The organism is Variovorax sp. LjRoot130, from assembly GCF_964253755.1.
GTDB lineage: Bacteria > Pseudomonadota > Gammaproteobacteria > Burkholderiales > Burkholderiaceae_C > Variovorax.
Map to the genome: position 1 here is coordinate 1,059,893 of NZ_CAXURM020000001.1, position 16,269 is coordinate 1,076,161.

General features: G+C 67.7%; 15 protein-coding genes and 1 tRNA gene. 2 read left to right on the forward strand and 14 right to left on the reverse strand.

Annotated elements, in window-relative coordinates; all coding sequences use genetic code 11:
* Window positions 1-41: 41 nt before the first annotated feature.
* The 11 genes from ACSQ86_RS05315 to ACSQ86_RS05365 form a co-directional block, all read right to left on the reverse strand.
* Window positions 42-326 (reverse strand): hypothetical protein, encoded by a 285-nt coding sequence (locus ACSQ86_RS05315; RefSeq protein ID WP_436308592.1) that lies wholly within the window; start codon window positions 324-326, stop codon window positions 42-44.
* 87 nt (window positions 327-413) lie between these two features.
* Window positions 414-1,022 (reverse strand): hypothetical protein, encoded by a 609-nt coding sequence (locus ACSQ86_RS05320; protein ID WP_436308593.1) that lies wholly within the window; start codon window positions 1,020-1,022, stop codon window positions 414-416.
* Window positions 1,019-2,245 (reverse strand): tyrosine-type recombinase/integrase, encoded by a 1,227-nt coding sequence (locus ACSQ86_RS05325; RefSeq protein ID WP_436308594.1) that lies wholly within the window; start codon window positions 2,243-2,245, stop codon window positions 1,019-1,021. Before ACSQ86_RS05325 ends, ACSQ86_RS05320 begins: the two co-directional genes overlap by 4 nt.
* A 175-nt stretch (window positions 2,246-2,420) precedes the next feature.
* A tRNA-Arg gene (locus ACSQ86_RS05330) sits at window positions 2,421-2,495 on the reverse strand.
* A gap of 24 nt (window positions 2,496-2,519) precedes the next feature.
* A complete protein-coding gene (locus ACSQ86_RS05335; protein WP_436308595.1) occupies window positions 2,520-6,569 on the reverse strand; it encodes a translocation/assembly module TamB domain-containing protein in 4,050 nt (1,349 codons plus the stop codon).
* A gap of 1 nt (window position 6,570) precedes the next feature.
* Entirely contained in the window at window positions 6,571-8,463 is a 1,893-nt protein-coding gene (locus ACSQ86_RS05340; protein WP_436302905.1) for an autotransporter assembly complex protein TamA, read from the reverse strand.
* 63 nt (window positions 8,464-8,526) lie between these two features.
* Complete coding sequence (locus ACSQ86_RS05345; protein ID WP_436302906.1) at window positions 8,527-9,447, reverse strand: 2OG-Fe(II) oxygenase; 921 nt, start codon at window positions 9,445-9,447, stop codon at window positions 8,527-8,529.
* Between the two features lie 155 nt (window positions 9,448-9,602).
* Window positions 9,603-10,790 carry a vWA domain-containing protein gene (locus tag ACSQ86_RS05350; RefSeq protein WP_436302907.1) on the reverse strand — a complete coding sequence of 396 codons (1,188 nt, stop codon included), beginning with the start codon at window positions 10,788-10,790 and terminating at the stop codon, window positions 9,603-9,605.
* Between the two features lie 6 nt (window positions 10,791-10,796).
* The gene (locus ACSQ86_RS05355; RefSeq protein ID WP_093109581.1) at window positions 10,797-11,405 is read right to left on the reverse strand and encodes a GNAT family N-acetyltransferase; all 609 of its coding nucleotides are present in this window, start codon (window positions 11,403-11,405) and stop codon (window positions 10,797-10,799) included.
* A gap of 2 nt (window positions 11,406-11,407) precedes the next feature.
* Window positions 11,408-11,653, reverse strand: coding sequence for a hypothetical protein (locus ACSQ86_RS05360; RefSeq protein ID WP_436302908.1), 246 nt, complete (start codon window positions 11,651-11,653; stop codon window positions 11,408-11,410).
* On the reverse strand, window positions 11,650-12,492 hold the full coding sequence (locus tag ACSQ86_RS05365) for an AAA family ATPase (RefSeq protein ID WP_093109583.1): 843 nt from the start codon (window positions 12,490-12,492) through the stop codon (window positions 11,650-11,652). The genes ACSQ86_RS05360 and ACSQ86_RS05365 overlap by 4 nt, the downstream gene beginning before the upstream one ends.
* 149 nt (window positions 12,493-12,641) lie before the next feature.
* Here ACSQ86_RS05365 and ACSQ86_RS05370 point away from each other — a divergent pair, with 149 nt between their 5' ends.
* The gene (locus tag ACSQ86_RS05370; protein ID WP_436302909.1) at window positions 12,642-13,325 is read left to right on the forward strand and encodes a c-type cytochrome; all 684 of its coding nucleotides are present in this window, start codon (window positions 12,642-12,644) and stop codon (window positions 13,323-13,325) included.
* A gap of 89 nt (window positions 13,326-13,414) precedes the next feature.
* Here ACSQ86_RS05370 and pcaG read toward each other — a convergent pair whose 3' ends face one another.
* Both pcaG and pcaH read right to left on the reverse strand, forming a co-directional pair.
* A complete protein-coding gene (pcaG, locus tag ACSQ86_RS05375) occupies window positions 13,415-14,020 on the reverse strand; it encodes a protocatechuate 3,4-dioxygenase subunit alpha (RefSeq protein WP_436302910.1) in 606 nt (201 codons plus the stop codon).
* Between the two features lie 17 nt (window positions 14,021-14,037).
* Window positions 14,038-14,739, reverse strand: coding sequence for a protocatechuate 3,4-dioxygenase subunit beta (gene pcaH, locus ACSQ86_RS05380; RefSeq protein ID WP_093109586.1), 702 nt, complete (start codon window positions 14,737-14,739; stop codon window positions 14,038-14,040).
* Between the two features lie 101 nt (window positions 14,740-14,840).
* Here pcaH and ACSQ86_RS05385 point away from each other — a divergent pair, with 101 nt between their 5' ends.
* On the forward strand, window positions 14,841-15,800 hold the full coding sequence (locus ACSQ86_RS05385) for a LysR substrate-binding domain-containing protein (protein ID WP_436302911.1): 960 nt from the start codon (window positions 14,841-14,843) through the stop codon (window positions 15,798-15,800).
* Here ACSQ86_RS05385 and ACSQ86_RS05390 read toward each other — a convergent pair.
* Window positions 15,776-16,210 carry a DUF1841 family protein gene (locus ACSQ86_RS05390; RefSeq protein ID WP_436302912.1) on the reverse strand — a complete coding sequence of 145 codons (435 nt, stop codon included), beginning with the start codon at window positions 16,208-16,210 and terminating at the stop codon, window positions 15,776-15,778. The two genes, ACSQ86_RS05385 and ACSQ86_RS05390, sit on opposite strands and share 25 nt — an antisense overlap.
* Window positions 16,211-16,269: the final 59 nt, after the last annotated feature.

Genomic DNA, 16,269 nt, shown 5'->3' on the forward strand with positions numbered 1-16,269 from the left:
GTGAGGCGCCCGAAAGCGCAGCAATGGTCAGCCGGCGGTCGTTATGCTGCCGGCTCGAGCCCTTCGGCGTCCATGGCAACGTACATACCGAAGTTGGCCGTGGCGTTCTGTAGGTTCATCCCGCCCATGACTAGCTCCGCTCCAACGACGATGTGGTGCATCGACGTTCTGCGCGTCGCCATGGTCGACCGCCACAAGCGGACCTCGCCGGCGGTGCGCAGCAGCTCGAAGGCGGGCTTGTCCGTGGGCAAGAAACACTTGTCCAGTTCGGCCGGGATGCGGGAAGAGGAAGTGCGGGTAAGCAAGAGCGATCCTTTTGCGATCATTGGTGGTCAGCCGGCCTCGGTGCTCGATACACCTTGGCCAGCGCCTTGCCCCGCATGATCCGGCGCGGGGCATGCCGGACTTATGCGCTACCGCAGCTCAACTAGGTCCCTCGCTCGTCGCTTCACCGCATCTAGATCTGCAACGAGCGCGGGCAGAAGGTTGGCAAGATAGCCGTGCGAGCGCACATCCGGGCTTGATGCGACCGCGCGGCAATGAATGAGTAGCGTGACCAGATCCTTGCGCAGTGCGCCAGACTTCAAAAGTAGTTCGCTGTCCGGGATCTGGTCGAAGGAAATGCTTTTGAAGGCTGCGAGTGCCTCACTGGTAGCGATCACAAGGCTTTCGTGATCGTTAGGACCTTCGACGGCGCCGACGCTGGTCCAGGCCACGGCCTCGTCTGCCTGAAGGCATGCAGCGAGCACAGCCCGATACTGCCGGTGATGAAGTTCGCGCGACGTGTGTTCGTCTCGTTCATTCTGTAGCCGTGTCGTGCGGTCGATGTACGCGAAGCCGGCGAGGATGGTGCCAATCGAGCCGAACGCCTGAACCCAGCCCGCTGCTGGGCCCTCGAGAAATTTCTTGAAGTCCGACCATCCAAGCGCCCCTATCAGCGCCAACGACGCCAGTAGCGCGATTACCGCGAGCGCGCCAACCACTCGCATCCAGTCAAAGCCCTTTGCGCTTCCTTCGCTCATGCCGCAGCCCGGCTGATCGGGAGCACGTCCGCACCGATCCGCAGCTTGTCCAGATAGTCCGCCCAGCGCTGCATCATCTCGCGGCGCGCAGGCAGGTGGGCCGTGCGGTTGTAGGCCCGTCCATTGGGATCTTTGACGATGTGGGAGAGCTGATGCTCGATCAGATCGGGTCGCTCGCCAAGGACTTCATCCATGATCGTTCGCGCCATGGCGCGGAAGCCGTGGGCGGTCATGACTTCCTTCGCGTAGCCCATGCCGCGTAGGGCTGCATTCACGGTGTTCTCGGACATGCAGCGCTCCCCGGTGCGGATGCTGGGAAACACATATCGGCCATGCCCTGTAAGGGGGTGCAGGGCCCGCAGGGTTTCAACGGCCTGCCGTGACAGCGGGACAAGGTGCTCGACCCTCATCTTCATCTTGGAGGCGGGGATGCGCCACTCGGCCGCATCCAAGTCCATCTCGGCCCACTCTGCTGCTCGCAGTTCGCCCGGGCGAACGAACACCAACGGAGATAGCTTGAGTGCAGCCAGCGCTGACGGGTGCCCGCCGTAGGCGTGAATTGACCGCATGAGCTGGCCAACCTGCTTCGGCTCGGTGATAGCGGCATAGTTTGTCTTCTCGATCGCGACCAGTGCACCTCGCAGATCGGCCGTCACGTCACGCTCGACAACGCCTGTGGCCACGGCGTAGCGGAACACCTGGCCGCAAATCTGCACGATCCGGTGCGCGCTTTCGTGGATGCCTCGGGCCTCCATCCGGCGAGCCACCTTGTCCAACACGTCTTTGGCCTTGATCGTCGACATCGGCAGCTTGCCGATATATGGGAACACATCCTTTTTGAGCCAACCGGCGACCTTGGCCTGAGTGACCGCAGCGCGCTTGTTCGCCGTCTTGGTCAGCCATTCGCGAGCCACAATCTCGAAAGTGTTCGCGGCAGCATCAGCCTTGCTCTGCTTTTCCTCGCGCTTGGCGACGCCTGGATCAACCCCGTCTGCCAGAAGCGTCCTGGCACTGGCGCGCCGGTCGCGAGCCTTGGCCAGCGTGACTTCGGGGTAGACGCCCAAGGCCAGGGTCTTTTGCTTTCCGGCGAACCTGTAGCTCATCCGCCAGTACTTTCCGGTTGCAGTGACGTGCAAGTACATGCCGCCACCGTCCGCGTACTTCTCTCCGTTCGCCGAGCCTTTGTGCTTGACCTGCTTGATTCCGGTGTCGGTGAGTGCCATCCCCGCTCCCTTGTTGGTATGGTGTTTTTGGGCTTTCAGAGCTACCAACAGAAATGATGGTATTTCTCTGAGATGGGATGCTACGCGGTGCGACGGGTTGAGGCAAAGAAAAACCCGCGACGCTAGGGAGCGTGCGGGTTTCTGATGTTTGGTGAGACGCCTTGATCCTGTCTCGTGGTGCCCTCGACAGGAATCGAACCTGTATCTGAGTCTTAGGAGGACCCCGTTCTATCCATTGAACTACGAGGACGAAGGCGATGGCGACTTTACCAGTTCAGTCGTACTTCACCGTGTAGATCAGGTCGATCCCGCTCTGCTGGCCGGCCTGGCCGCGCAGGGTCAGGCGACGGGTCAGGTCGTAGAAGACGAACAGCGAGCCGAGGGTGCCCGAGAGGCTGCGCTCGTAGGTGACGTAGAAATCCTGGGAGATGCGCTTGCCCACCGTGACGGCCGATTCGCGCAGGTCGCCGCCGCTGCCCGGGCCCTTGAAGCCGATTTCGTCGAGGCCGAAGCGGCTCGCGAGCCCGCCGCCGGTGCCGCCCTTGCCGAGCCCGCCCAGCAAGGCCAGCGCGGCCTGCTGCAGCAGCACCGATTCGCCGCCGCTGGTGGCCGAGGCGCGGCCCAGCACCACCCACGACAGCGTCTCCGCGTCCGACAGCGTGGGCTCGGAATACAGCCGCACGCGTGGCGTCTGTGCGGTGCCTCTGATCTGGACGCCGGCGCGCTGCGAGATGTTGGGCCGGATCGCGAGGATGTCGAGTGCCGGATTGTCGAAGGGGCCGTTGAAGCGCGCCACGCCGGTTTCCACGTCCAGCCGCTGGCCGTAGGCGCGGTACTGGCCCTTGACGGTCCTGACTTCGCCCGTGATGCGCGGCGGCGCGTTCAACGCGGTGCTGCGGATGTCGAGCTTGCCCTCCAGCCGCGTGGTGAGGCCGCGCCCCTGCACCGCGAAATCGTCGCCGAGATCGAAGTTGACCGCGATGTCGGGCGGCTTCGCGGTCTGCGCCTTGGCCACCTGCGCATCGTCGCGCACCGCCTGGCGCCGGGCGGCTTCGGCGGCCTCGCGGTCCTTGGCGGCCGAGCGCACCACCACGTCGCTGCCGAGGCCGGGCGCGGTCTCGTCGGGCAGGATGACGACGGCGCGGTCGGTCTTGAGGTTGCCGCGCACGCTGAACTGGCCGCCGTCGAGCCGCGCTTGCAGGTCGCCCGAGAGCGTGACCTGGCGGTCGCTGCGCACCAGCATGCGCAGCGCGCGCAGCTGGGCTTGCATGGCCATGCGGATGCCGGTGCCGGCGGCCGGCGCCGCGCCCCAGCTGAGCTCGCCGCGTGCCGAGAGCGTGCCGCCATCGCTCGCGGCCTCGCTGGCCGCAGTGCTGAGGTTGCCGCTCTGGCCCGGGATGCGCGCGCTGCTGCCGGTGCCGCCCTTGAGCGTGAACTCGGTGATCTCGATGCGCTCGCCGGTGAGCTTCGCGCGCAGGCGCCCGTCGCGCAGGTCCAGCCCCTCGACCAGCGCGCGCAGCGCGAGCTTGTCGGCGCCGAGCGTGCCGTTCCAGCGCGGCAGCGCGCGATTGCCAGAGAGTGCGGCGTCGGCCTCCAGCGTGCCGGCCACGCGCCAGCCCGGCGGCGCCAGCATTGACCAGACGCCGAGATTGGGCAGGCGCGCCGTCACGCGGCCGGCCAGCGGCGCATCGGCCGCCCATTGCCAGCCGCCCGCGCGCTGCTGCACGCGCGTGCTGGCTTCGGCGTTGATCTGGCCGGCGCGCTCGCTGTCCCAGGCCAGGCCGGCGCGCACGGTATCGCCCTCGGCATCGAGCCGCAGCTCGGCCTGGCGCAGGCCGGCCGGCGTGCTCGGGCCATCGCCCGCCGCGTTCATGCTGCGTTCGCTCGCGCTGCCGGTGCCGCGGCTCGTGATGCGCGTGACCAGCGCGGCCTCGCCGGCCTGCACGCGGATGTCGCCGCTTTCGCGCCTGAGCCGGGCGCGCGCGCGCAGCGCATCGCCGGCATCGATGTCCCAGTCGCCGTCGAACAGCAGGTCGCCGCTGATGCCGACCTCGGCCAGCGCGGCGCCACCGCCCAGCGCCTCGGCCCAGGCCATCGGCAGGCCCTGCAGGCGGCCCTTCGATTGCAGGCGGAAGGCGCGGTTGGAGGCGCCGCCGCTGTGGCTGTAGCGCAGGGGTTCCCACTCGATGCGCAGGGTGCCGGGCGCCGGTCCGCGCAGCGTGGCGGCCGCGGCGGAGGCCTCCACGTCGAGGCGGTCCGCCGTGCCGCTGCGCAGGGTGGCGCTGACGGCGCGGCTCAGCTCCACGGTCCAGGGGCCGGTGCTGGCGGCGGCGCTGTCCTGCATCTGCGCGCGCAAGCTGGCGACCGCGACGCGCCACTGCTTCGCCCGCTCCAGGCCGCCGCTGGCGCGGGTGTCGAGCGTGAACTTCTGCGTGCCGCTGCGGGCCTCGCCCTTCAAGTCCAGCGTGGCCTGCGCCAGGCTGCCGGCGAGTTCGGCGCGCAGCTCGCGCAGCAGCACGGTGGTCGCGGGCCCGTTGGCGGGCTGCGCCAGACGCAGGTCCAGGCGCGGCACGGACAGGTTGGCTATCAGCGTGGGCTCGGCCGAGCCGCGCGGCGCCGGTTCGCTGGCGTTCTGCAGGCGCCGCTGCACGGCTTGCCAGCCGCCTTGCCAACTGGCATCGAGCCGCGCGCTGCCTTGCGCCGTCATGCCTGCGAACACGGCCGAGAGCCCGGGCAGGCGCTCGACCCAGGCCTGCAGCGCGGCCGCATCGTCGACCTGGGCCTTGATCTCGCCGCCGCCGCTGGCCGGCGCGATGCGGCCTTGCACCTGGGCGCCGCCGCCCGGCATCGCGAGCTTCAAGTCGCCGCTCGCGGCCTGGTCTGCGACGCGCACCTGCAGCTTGCCTTCGACGCTGGCGTTCGATGCCTCGATGCGCAGCGTGCGCAGCTCCAGCACCTGCGCCTGCCACTGGCCGCGCGCCAGCGCGCGGTCGAGGCGCAGGCCTTCCATCGCCTTGCTGCCGGCGCCGCCCTCGGCCTGCAGCGCCACGTCGAATATCAGCGCTTCGCCGCGCTGCTCGGCATTGATGCTGCCGCTCACCGGTGCGCCGGCAAGCTCGGTATGCAGCGCGCCGGGACGCACGCTGCGCACCTTCGCGCGCGCTTGCCACGGCGCGGGTGCGGGGCTCCAGCGGCCCTCGGCCTCGATGCGGCCGCCGCCGGCGCGCACGGTCGCCTGGGGCAGGGTCCAGGTCGTGCCGTCGAAGCTGGCGCGCGCCTCGATCCGCTCGACGGGCAGCTTGCCGGTGTCCCAGGGGCCGGGCTCGGCGTTGCGGATGTCGGCGCTGGCCTGCCAGACCGTGGCGGCGCCTGTGCTGCCTGCGTCGGGGCCGGCCTCGACCTTGCCGCTCAGCAGCGTGGCCGGCGCCTCGGGCCACAGGCGGGCCAAGTCGACGTTCTGCAGATCGGCCTTGGCGTCGATCACGGGCTGCGGCAGCCAGGGCGCGATGTGGGCGTCGAGCTGCGCCTGCATCGGCGCCGCCGTGCTGTCTTCGGCCGGCTTCAGTTGCGCCGCCACCGCGAGCCGCGCATCGGCGCCGGCGAGCGTGCCTTTCACCGTCGCCTGGGCCAGCACGTCGATGCCGCGGTCCTCGGCCAGCGGGGCGCGCACCCGGCCGTCGAGCGCGGCATCGATTGCCATCGGCGCCGGACCCTGCAGCTTGACGCGCGCGCTGTAGTGGCCGTCGGCGATGTCCACGCCGCTCACCTCGAGTTGATGCTCGGCGCCGGCATAGCGGTAGCTGCCGGCCAGCTGGGTGGCCTGCAGCGCGGGCGGGCCGGCCCAGCGCAGTTCGTCGATGCGGAAGGGCAGCTCGACCTCGACCGGCAGCACGATCTGCTCCAGGGGCTCGAGCGGCTTGTCGTCGACCGGGCCGCGACGCTCGATGAGCAGCTGCGCCGCATGCACTTCGCCGAGCTGCACCTTGCGCTTCAGCAGCGGCGCCAACTGCCAGCCGATCTTCGCCTCGTGCACTTCCACCGCCAGCGCTTCGCTCTGCCAGCGCAGCCAGCCGATGCGCCCGCCCGCGCGCAGCGAGCCCGTGACTTCGCGGCTTTCCAGTGTCTGGCCCGCGGGCAGGTAGCGCGCGGCGCGCGCGAGCGCGAAGGCCAGCGATTCGTTCGAGCCCAGCCACCACCAGGCGCCGGCCGTGAGCGCCGCCACCAGCACGACCAGGCCGAGGAGGCTCCAGGCCAGTGCGCGCAGCGCACGGCGGCCGAGCGAGCGCTTCGGCGGCGGGGCGGGGGACTGCGTCTGTTCCTGCATTTCAGAAGGTGAAGCCCAGCCGCAGGTGCAGCCTGAATCTCTTCGTGTCCACGCCGTAGGCCAGGTCGGCCTGCACCGGTCCCACCGGGCTGCGCCAGCGCGCGCCCACGCCGACGCCGACCTTGGCCTTGAGTTCGCCGGGCTTGTCGGCCACGGCACCGGCATCGACGAACACCGTGCTCTCCCATTCGGTCATCTTTCCGCGATAGACGAAGGGGCGCTGCCATTCGACGCTGGCGACCCCGAGGTAGCGGCCGGCGACGATCTGGCCGTCGCTGCGCACGGTGCCGATCTGGCGGTAGCTGTAGCCGCGCACCGTGGTGTCGCCGCCGGTCAGGTACATCAGCGTGGAGGGGATCTGCGCGCGATCCTGGGCCACCACGGCGCCGGCCTCGGCGCGCAGCTGGATGCGGCCGCTGCGGGCCTGAGTCCCGTCGTCGCTCTTCACGGTGCCGAGCGGCACGATGCCGAGCCAGCGCCCGTAGACGCGCGTGAAGGGCAGGTGCTCGCCGGTCAGCGTGTAGCCGAGGCCGAGCTCCAGCGCCAGGCCGTGGCCGCGCGTCGGTGCGCCCGCGTTGTCGAAGTAGCGGCCGGTCCAGCCCCAGTTGACGCTCAGCGCCGAGGCCGACGGCGGTGCGGCGATGCCGCGGTTCTGCGTGTAGTCGTACTGCAGGAAGTAGTTGAAGTCGATGTGGTCGCCGGCTTTGCTGCGTCCGCCGCGCAGCCGGCCGCTGTCGACCTTGTAGCTGCCGGAGGTTTCGTTCTTCAGCAGACCCGAGCCGAACAAGCGCCACCCCTTGTCGTCGGGGATCGCGTTCCACTCGGTGCCCAGCGACTTGGTTTCGCGGTCCACCGAGAGCTTGGAGACGGCGCGCCAGCCGAGCAGCGGCATGCGGTTGTGGATGTGGTCGATCGACAGCCGCGGCCCGCTGTCGGTGGTGAAGCCGACGCCCAGCACCACTTTCTGCAGCGGCGCTTCGCGCAATTGGGCGATGACCGGCGCCCACAGCGGGTTGGTGCCGTCGGTGTCGAGGGTCAGGAAGACGGAGTCGTAGTAGCCGCTGCTCGCGAGGCGCTGCTGCGCATCGAGCAGCTTCTGCTGGTCGTAGTCGCTGCCGGTGGGTATGCGCGCGATCCGGCGCGTGCCGTCGGCGTCGTAGCGCTCGCTGCCGCGCACGTCCAGCGGGCCGAAGCGGTAGGCCGGGCCGGACTGGTAGTTGAGGCTGAGCTTGGCCTCGCTGCGGTCGGCGTCGATTTCGGCGCGGCTCGCGCTGATGCTGCCGGTGGGGAAACGCTTGGCCGTCAGACTGCGCAGCGTGGCGGCCTTGGCGTTGTCCCAGGCCAGCTGGGTGAAGGGTTGGCCGGCGCGCAGCGGCCAGTCGGTGCGGATCGTGTCGCGCTGGGTCTCGGCCGTGGCGTCGCTCTCGATCGGCCCGCCGAAGCCGATCTGCACGTTGGCGACGCGCGTAAGTTCGCCGGGCTCGACCGTGATCGTCACCTCGCGCGGCGCCTTGGCTTCAGGCGTCTCGCGCAGTTCCAGCGTGAGCGTGGGCGTGAAGTAGCCGAGGGTGCCGAGCAGCTCGCGCGCGTTCCCTTCGGCGGCCACCATCAGGCGCGAGAGTTCGGCCGCGCCGAGGTCGTCGAGCTGGCGGTAGCGCTGGATTTCGAGGTGGCGCACGAGGTAGTCGCGCACGGTGTCGGGCGCCTTCACCTCCACCGCGAACGCATCGCGCTGCGATGCCGGCCTGTCGCTGCTGGTTACCGGGCTCGCGGCAGTTTGCGTTTCCGCCGGCTCGCTCTTCGGCAGCAGGCTGCACCCTTGCAACAGAAGGGTGCCTGCACAAAAGAACGCCGGCATCCACGCCGGCGCGAGAGAGCGAACCACCCTGAGCATGCGGCCATTTTGACAGCATGCGCAGGGCGCCCTCGACGGGCGGGGGAGCGCGGGGCTCCTTTTTCAGGCGCGCCCGCTGACCTTTCGCGCCAGCAGCCAGACCACAGGGGGCGTCAGCATGCGGGCCAGCGCCTTGACGCGGTCGACGCGGTGCGTCTTCATGAAGACCGAGGCCGATTCGTCCCCGTGCTGCTTGCCGGCGAGCGGGCTGGTGTAGTAGTAGGCGGCGACCGAACGGCGCGGCCGGCCGTCCGGCGCCTGCAGCGGCTTGGTGTGGCCGTGGTAGCTCGCGGGGCCGTGCGGCAGCACGATGGTGCGGCCGAACTCGGGCTGCACGGTGGTCACGCAGCGGTCCTGCTTCTTGTCCCAGAGTTCGAGCCCGGAACCCCAGGCCGGGTCCCATCCCTTGTTGAGGTAGGTGATGAAGACCATCTCGTTCTTCAGCCCCAGATGCCGGTGGCGGTTGAAGTCGCGGTGCACGGCGAAGGTTGCGCCGGTCCTGCTTTCGTGCAGCCCGCCGCCGAACAGCTTGGGATCGGGCAGCAGGTAGTCGACGCCGCTGAGCGACGAGAGCCAGTCGATGAACCAGCCCGAATTGATGATGTCGAAGTACAGCTGCGAGGCCGGGCCCAGCGCCACGCCGAGCACCGAGCGCCGCGTCGATTCGTACTGGGTCTTGATGTCGGCCCAGCCGCCGCCGGGAAGCATGTCGAACTCTTCGGCCACGAGCTCCAGCAGGGCCGGGTGGAAGATGTTCTCGAGAACCAGGTGCGGGAACGGCGAGGCGGCCAGCAACTTCTGGTGCAGGCGTTCGCGCTGCTCGGGTGCAAAAAGGGAGCGGTCGACGAGCTCGGCACGCGGCAGGCGCACGCCGCGGATGCTGATGAAATCGGCCGGTGGCTGGAATCGCGCTTCCAGCAATGCGCCGGCCAAAGGCTGCTCGAGTACCGGGGAGTCCAGCGGAAAAGAAAGCACGGCAGACATGGCACACCTCCTGCGGACGCAGCGTCAACAAAACGCCATATTTGAATCCTTAGGTGTTAACTGTAACCTGAGGTCTCAACGTTGTGACAACTTTTTTACGCGTTTTCGGCCCTGCGGATGGCCTATCCCGCCGCGTGCTTGCTGCGTGCGAGGGGCTATTTTGACAGCAGCCGCATGGCCTCTTCGAGGCCCTTGAGAGTAAGCGGATACATGCGATGCGACACGAGTTGTTGCATCACGGCAATGCTTTGCCGGTATTGCCACACGCCCTGCGGCTCCGGGTTGATCCATGCGAACTTCGGGAAGGCGTGGGTCAGGCGCTGGATCCACTCGGCGCCGGCTTCCTCGTTGTTGTATTCGACGCTGCCGCCCGGCTGCAGGATCTCGTAGGGGCTCATGGTGGCGTCGCCGACGAAGACCAGCTTGTAGTCCTTGTTGTACTTGCGAATGATGTCCCAGGTCGCGAACTTCTCGGAGAAGCGGCGCCGGTTGTTCTTCCACATGAAGTCGTAGACGCAGTTGTGGAAGTAATAGAACTCAAGGTGCTTGAACTCGGTCTTGACGGCCGAGAACAGCTCTTCGACGCGCTGGATGTGCTCGTCCATCGTGCCGCCCACGTCCATCAAGAGCAGCACCTTGACGTTGTTGTGGCGCTCGGGCCGCATCTTGATGTCGAGATAGCCGGCGTTGGCCGCCGTCGAGCGGATCGTGTCGTCGAGGTCCAGTTCGTCCTCGTGGCCCTCGCGCGCGAACTTGCGCAGCCGCCTGAGCGCGATCTTGATGTTGCGCGTGCCGAGTTCCTGGCTGTCGTCGTAGTCCTTGTAGGCGCGCTGGTCCCACACCTTGACCGCGCTCTTGTTCTTGCCCGCGCCGCCGATGCGGACGCCCTGCGGGTTGTAGCCGCCGTGGCCGAAGGGCGAGGTGCCGCCGGTGCCGATCCACTTGCTGCCGCCTTCGTGGCGTTCCTTCTGCTCCTCGAAGCGCTTCTTGAGCGTTTCCATGAGCTCGTCCCAGCCCATCTTCTCGATCTTGGCTTTCTCCTCGGCCGTGAACTCGCGCTCCAGCGTCTTGCGCAGCCAGTCGAGCGGCACTTCCTTGGTGAAGTCGGTCACCAGGTCGACGCCCTTGAAGTAGGCGGCGAAGGCGCGGTCGAACTTGTCGTAGTGCTTCTCGTCCTTCACCAGCGCGGTGCGCGAGAGGTAGTAGAAGTCGTCGAGGCCGAAGGCATCGTCGGAGTTCGGGCCGACCACGTCGGCCTGCAGCGCTTCGAGCAGGGTCAGGTATTCCTTGACCGAGACCGGCAGCTTGGCCGAGCGCAGGGTGTAGAAGAAGTCGATCAGCATGGCGCATCACTCCTTGGGTTCGGGACGCGGCTTGTCCAGCAGATAGAGCAACTGGGCGCGCACCTCGGGCCACTCGCCCGATCGCAGGCTGTACATCACCGTATCGCGGATCGTGCCGTCGCGGCGTAGGGCATGGCCGCGGATCACGCCGTCCTTCCTTGCGCCGAGGCGTTCGATGGCGCGCTGCGACGCGTGATTGAAATTGTCCGTGCGCCAGCCGACAACGTGGCAGCCGAGGGTATCGAAGGCGTGCGTCATCATCAGCAGCTTGCAGGTGGTGTTGACGTGCGTGCGCTGGCAGCGCTTGGCGTACCACGTGTACCCGATCTCGACGCGCTTCACCGCGGGCAGGATGTCGTGATAGCTCGTCGAGCCGAGCACGGTGCCGCTCGCTTCGTCGGTCACCGCGAAGGCGAAGCGGTTGCCGGCCTCGCGCATCTGCAGTGCGCTCTCGATGTAGCCGCGCGTGTCCTGCGGCTCGGGCACCGAGGTGACGCGGATCTTCCACAGCTCGCCGTCGGCCGCTGCGGCGCGCAGGCCTTCTTCGTGCGCCAGCGCGAGCGGCACCAGCGCGATGCCGCGCGAGCTGAGCGTGACTGGCTCGACAAACCCCATCGTCAACTCCTCGGAGAGCCGTATTTGCGCGTGTACCAGGCGCGCGCGATCTGCACGCCGCCACCGCCGCCGAGGCCGATCAGCAGGATGCCGGCAATGGCGCTGTTGCTGTAGCCGCCGTTGCCCAGGGCGTCGAAGCCGAGCGCGAGGCCGAGCCAGCGGCCCAGGAGCGCGCCAACGACGAACATGACCGCCTGTGCCACGCCAAGCAGCAGCAACTGGCGGGTGGGTTGGCGGTCTTCGCTCATCGGTTGTGGCGTTGCATGAAGACGAGCTTCTCGAACAGCGTCACGTCCTGCTCGTTCTTGAGCAGCGCGCCCACCAACGGCGGCACCGCGACCTTGTCGTCCTTGCTCTGCAGCGCCTCGAGCGGAATGTCTTCGGCCACCAGCAGCTTGAGCCAGTCGAGCAGCTCGGAGGTCGAAGGCTTCTTCTTCAGGCCCGGCAGGTTGCGCACGTCGTAGAAGGTCTTCATGGCCGAGGCCAGCAACTCCTGCTTGAGGCCGGGGAAATGCACCGCGACGATGCTCTTCATCGTGTCGGCATCGGGGAACTTGATGTAGTGGAAGAAGCAGCGGCGCAGGAAGGCGTCGGGCAGCTCCTTCTCGTTGTTGGAGGTGATGAAGACCACCGGCCGGTGCTTGGCGCGGATCAGCTCGCGCGTCTCGTAGCAGTAGAACTCCATGCGGTCGATCTCGCGCAGCAGGTCGTTCGGGAATTCGATGTCGGCCTTGTCGATCTCGTCTATCAGCAGCGCCACTGGCTCGTCGGAGGTGAAGGCCTGCCACAGCACACCCTTGACGATGTAGTTGTGGATGTCCTTCACGCGTGCGTCGCCGAGCTGCGAATCGCGCAGCCGGCTCACCGCGTCGTATTCGTAGAGGCCCTGCTGGGCCTTGGTGGTCGACTTGATGTGCCACTGGAGCAGCGGCAGGTCGAGTGCCTGCGCCACTTCTTCCGCGAGCATCGTCTTGCCGGTGCCGGGTTCGCCCTTGACGAGCAGCGGGCGCTTGAGCGTGATGGCGGCGTTGACCGCGAGCATCAGATCCTGTGTGGCGACGTAGTTGTCGGAACCCTTGAATTTCATGAGTGGCGTGGAGCAGGGTGGATGAAATGACACATCATTCAACTGCGACGCGCAACGCCCGGTGCTTCACGCATGGGACCGCAGAGGGCCCCCGCATATAATCAAAAGTTGATCTGAAATCTGTATCTCCACGAGATTGTGCGCGCAAAATGAACCAGTTGTTGACCACGATGTTTGCCTTCGCTGTCGCTTGCGTGACGGTCTCGGCCCAAGCTCAGAAGATCACGGGCAATGCCGAAAACGGCTCGAAGAAAGTGGCGATGTGCGTGGGCTGCCACGGCATCATCGGCTACCAGGCCAGCTTCCCTGAGATCCACAAGGTCCCGATGATCGCGGGCCAGAGCGCCACCTACATCGCCTCGGCGCTCACAGCCTACAAGGGCGGCGACCGCAAGCACCCGACCATGCGCGCCATCGCCGACACGCTGAGCGAGCAGGACATCGCCGACCTCGCCGCCTATTACAGCCAGCTCGGCGTGCAGGAAGGCGACGCGCCGCCGGCCACCGCCGTCAAGCAGCCGAGCGAACGCGTGCAGGCCCTCATCTCGCGCGACAAGGACAACGCCTGCACCAAGTGCCACGGCGTCAACTTCAACACCCCGAACGACGGCACGGTGGCCAAGCTGGCGGGTCAGCATGCCGACTACCTCTACGTGGCGCTGAGGTCCTACAAGGTCGACAAGAACCTGCAGATCGGCCGCTCCAACGGCGTGATGAGCGGCCAGGCCAAGAAGTTCAGCAATGCCGAACTCAAGGAACTGGCCAGCTACATCAGCTCGCTGCCGGGCGAATTGAAGACGGTGCCGGAATCGCGCATCCACCGGGCCAAATAGGAAGCGCACACCACAGAAGGACAAAGCCCGCTTTCAAGCGGGCTTTGTTTTTGTCCAGCCTCTCGGGCTTTTTTGTTGTCAGCCGTCGTTCATACATCGAAGAAGACGGTCTCTTGCGGGCCTTGCATGTGGATGTCGAAGCGATAGGTCACGGCCCCGCCCGTCTCGCTGCGCTCGGCGACGAGCGTCTTCCTGCGCTCGGCCGGTACGCTCGCAAGCACCTTGTCCTCCGCATTGGCCTTCGCCTCATCGCTGAAATAGATGCGTGTGAAGGCGTGCAGCAGCATGCCGCGCATCAGCACGATCACGTTGATGTGCGGCGCTTCGCCCGCCGTCTCGGCGCCGGGCTTGACGGTGTGGAAGACGAAGCGGTTCTGAGGATCGGTGCCCGTGCCGGCGCGGCCGAAGGCACGGAAGCCGATGGCCTGCGCATCCTCGACCGACTTCGGATAGGCGCCGGTGCCGTCGACCTGGCTGATCTCGACCAGCGCGTCGTTGATGGGCTTGCCGTCGCCGTCGATCACGCGGCCCTCGATCCGGATGCGTTCGCCGCGCGCGCCATCGAGCGCGAGCACTGCGTCGAAAGGCTGGTCGAAGTCGTAGCCGTACTGGGTGGCCGTGAGGCCGTAGGCGAAGTAGGGGCCGACCGTCTGCGAAGGGGTCTGGCCGAAATTGGTTTCGAGTGCGCTCATCATGGTGCGTGTCTCCTGGCTCAACGGGTTTCGAAGGGCGTTTCGTCGGCGCCGCGCAGCACGATGTCGAACACGTAGCCGAGCGCATAGCCGTCCTCCGTGACGTCGAGGCTGAAGTCCGAGACCAGTCGGTTGCGCGCCTTCTCCGGCGTGCCGGTGATCATGGGGTCGTATTGCATCAGCGGATCGCCGGGGAAGTACATCTGCGTCACGAGGCGACTCGCGAAGTGCTCGCCGAACAGCGACAGGTGGATGTGCTGCGGCCGCCATGCATTGGGATGGTTGCCCCAGGGGTAGGCGCCCGGCTTGATGGTGAGGAAGCGGTAGCGGCCCTCGTTGTCGGTCAGGCAGCGGCCGGCGCCGAGGAAGTTCGGGTCCAGCGGCGCGTCGTGCTGGTCGACCTTGTGCACGTAGCGGCCGGCCGCGTTGGCCTGCCACAGCTCGACCAGCGTGTTGCGCACCGGGCGGCGGCGCTCGTCGAGCACCTGGCCGGTGAGGATCATGCGTTCGCCCAGCGGCTCGCCGTTCTTGCGCGCGTTGCGCGTCAGGTCGTGGTCGAGCTCGCCGATGCTGCTGTGGCCGTACACCGGCTGGCGCAGTTCACCGAGCGAAGCTTTCAGCGGAATCAGCGGCTGCAGCGGCCCGCGCTTCGCGGTCGACTTGTAGCCGGAATAAACGTAGGAGGGATGGCTGGGCCAGTCGCGCGGCGTGAGTGTGGTCATGGGCTTGTCTCCGGGATCGTGGGGATGAACCCGACTCTATTCATGCGCATTGCTGATGTAAATTGACGTCTTGGCGATTTTTCATAACCAACAGTAATTCGATGGCGGCCAGTTCCGAAGCCTTCGTCCGTGGCGTCCAGCTGCGGCACCTGCGCTGCCTGGTGGCGGTGGCGCAGGAGCGCCATCTGGCGCGGGCGGCCGAGCGCCTGGCGCTGAGCCAGCCGGCGGTATCGAAGACCCTGGCCGAGCTCGAAACCCTGGCCGGCGCCCGGCTGGTCGAACGCGGCAGCGCCGGCCGGCGCGGCATCCAGGGCTTCACTGTGGCCGGGGAGCAATTGCTGGCGCATGCGCTGCGCGTGCTGGAAGCGCTCGATGCCAGCGCCGAGGCCGTGATGCCGGCGTCGGGCACGCGCCCGCAGCGCCTGCGCATCGGCGCGCTGCCGAGCGTCGCCCCGTCCTTGCTGCCTGCTGCGCTGGCGGCGCTGCGCGAGCGGCTGCCCACGCTGCAGGTGCAGGTGCAGACCGGCGCCAACGGCCCGTTGCTCGATGCCCTGCGCGCGGGCGAGCTGGACCTGGTGGCCGGCCGCATGAGCGACCCGCAGCTGATGGCGGGGCTCACCTTCGAGCTGCTCTACACCGAGCCGCTGGCGCTGGTGGCGCGCGCCGGCCATCCGCTGGCGAGCGGCGCGCCCTCGGTGCAGGAGGTGCTGCGCCATCCGCTCGTCATTTACGGAGAAGGCACCATCCCGCGCCACCACACCGAGAGCTTTCTTTCCGGATTGGGCCTGCGCTTGCCCGCGCATGTGACGCAGACGCTGGATCTCTCGGTGGCGCGCGCGCTGCTGATCCGTTCCGACGCCGTCTGGTTCACGCCCATCGGCGCCGCGCGCGACGACCTGGCAAGCGGTCAGCTGGTGCGGCTGGCGATCGACACCCCCGGCACCGAAGAGCCGGTCGGTCTGCTGTTGCGCAGCGATGCCGAGCCCTTGGCCGCGCGGCAGGCGCTGATCGCGCTGCTGCGCGAGGCCGGTATGGCTCAGTCGCGCGTGGCGCGCCGCTGAACGCAGGCCACATAGGCCTCGCCGTCGGGCGGCCGGCCGGCGCGCTGGCTCTCCCACATCATCCGGCCCAGGCATTCCATCGCCTCGTGGTGCGCATCGAGCAGCGAGTCGCGGCGCGCGGCCAGCAGTTCGACCGCCTGGCGGATGCCGCGCGGCTGGTCGATCGAGCACTGCTCGCTGATCGACAGGTGCATCGAGAGATGGAGAAACGGGTTCTCGCGCCCGTCCTTGCCGTCGTAGACCCGCGCCACCGCGGCATCGGCATCGACCAGGTCGGCGTGGTACTCGGGGTGTTCGTCGATCCAGCGGCTGGCGATGATTTCCAGCGCTTCCATCGGCAGGCCCTGGCGGCTCTTGGCGAAGACGTCGCAGAAGAAACGACGCACTTCCTCTTGGGAGGGATTGAACATGCGTCGAGGTTAGCAGCAAGCATGCTTGCCAGTGGCGCAAGGGCCCGAAGTGGCGCAGC

What these genes read in the sequence shown, in the direction of transcription:
- ACSQ86_RS05315 (WP_436308592.1), bottom strand. Translation starts at nt 326, where the DNA reads ATGATCGCAAAAGGATCGCTCTTGCTTACCCGCACTTCCTCTTCCCGC.
- ACSQ86_RS05320 (WP_436308593.1), bottom strand. Translation starts at nt 1,022, where the DNA reads ATGAGCGAAGGAAGCGCAAAGGGCTTTGACTGGATGCGAGTGGTTGGC.
- ACSQ86_RS05325 (WP_436308594.1), bottom strand. Translation starts at nt 2,245, where the DNA reads ATGGCACTCACCGACACCGGAATCAAGCAGGTCAAGCACAAAGGCTCG.
- ACSQ86_RS05335 (WP_436308595.1), bottom strand. Translation starts at nt 6,569, where the DNA reads ATGCAGGAACAGACGCAGTCCCCCGCCCCGCCGCCGAAGCGCTCGCTC.
- ACSQ86_RS05340 (WP_436302905.1), bottom strand. Translation starts at nt 8,463, where the DNA reads ATGCTCAGGGTGGTTCGCTCTCTCGCGCCGGCGTGGATGCCGGCGTTC.
- ACSQ86_RS05345 (WP_436302906.1), bottom strand. Translation starts at nt 9,447, where the DNA reads ATGTCTGCCGTGCTTTCTTTTCCGCTGGACTCCCCGGTACTCGAGCAG.
- ACSQ86_RS05350 (WP_436302907.1), bottom strand. Translation starts at nt 10,790, where the DNA reads ATGCTGATCGACTTCTTCTACACCCTGCGCTCGGCCAAGCTGCCGGTC.
- ACSQ86_RS05355 (WP_093109581.1), bottom strand. Translation starts at nt 11,405, where the DNA reads ATGGGGTTTGTCGAGCCAGTCACGCTCAGCTCGCGCGGCATCGCGCTG.
- ACSQ86_RS05360 (WP_436302908.1), bottom strand. Translation starts at nt 11,653, where the DNA reads ATGAGCGAAGACCGCCAACCCACCCGCCAGTTGCTGCTGCTTGGCGTG.
- ACSQ86_RS05365 (WP_093109583.1), bottom strand. Translation starts at nt 12,492, where the DNA reads ATGAAATTCAAGGGTTCCGACAACTACGTCGCCACACAGGATCTGATG.
- ACSQ86_RS05370 (WP_436302909.1), top strand. Translation starts at nt 12,642, where the DNA reads ATGAACCAGTTGTTGACCACGATGTTTGCCTTCGCTGTCGCTTGCGTG.
- pcaG (WP_436302910.1), bottom strand. Translation starts at nt 14,020, where the DNA reads ATGATGAGCGCACTCGAAACCAATTTCGGCCAGACCCCTTCGCAGACG.
- pcaH (WP_093109586.1), bottom strand. Translation starts at nt 14,739, where the DNA reads ATGACCACACTCACGCCGCGCGACTGGCCCAGCCATCCCTCCTACGTT.
- ACSQ86_RS05385 (WP_436302911.1), top strand. Translation starts at nt 14,841, where the DNA reads ATGGCGGCCAGTTCCGAAGCCTTCGTCCGTGGCGTCCAGCTGCGGCAC.
- ACSQ86_RS05390 (WP_436302912.1), bottom strand. Translation starts at nt 16,210, where the DNA reads ATGTTCAATCCCTCCCAAGAGGAAGTGCGTCGTTTCTTCTGCGACGTC.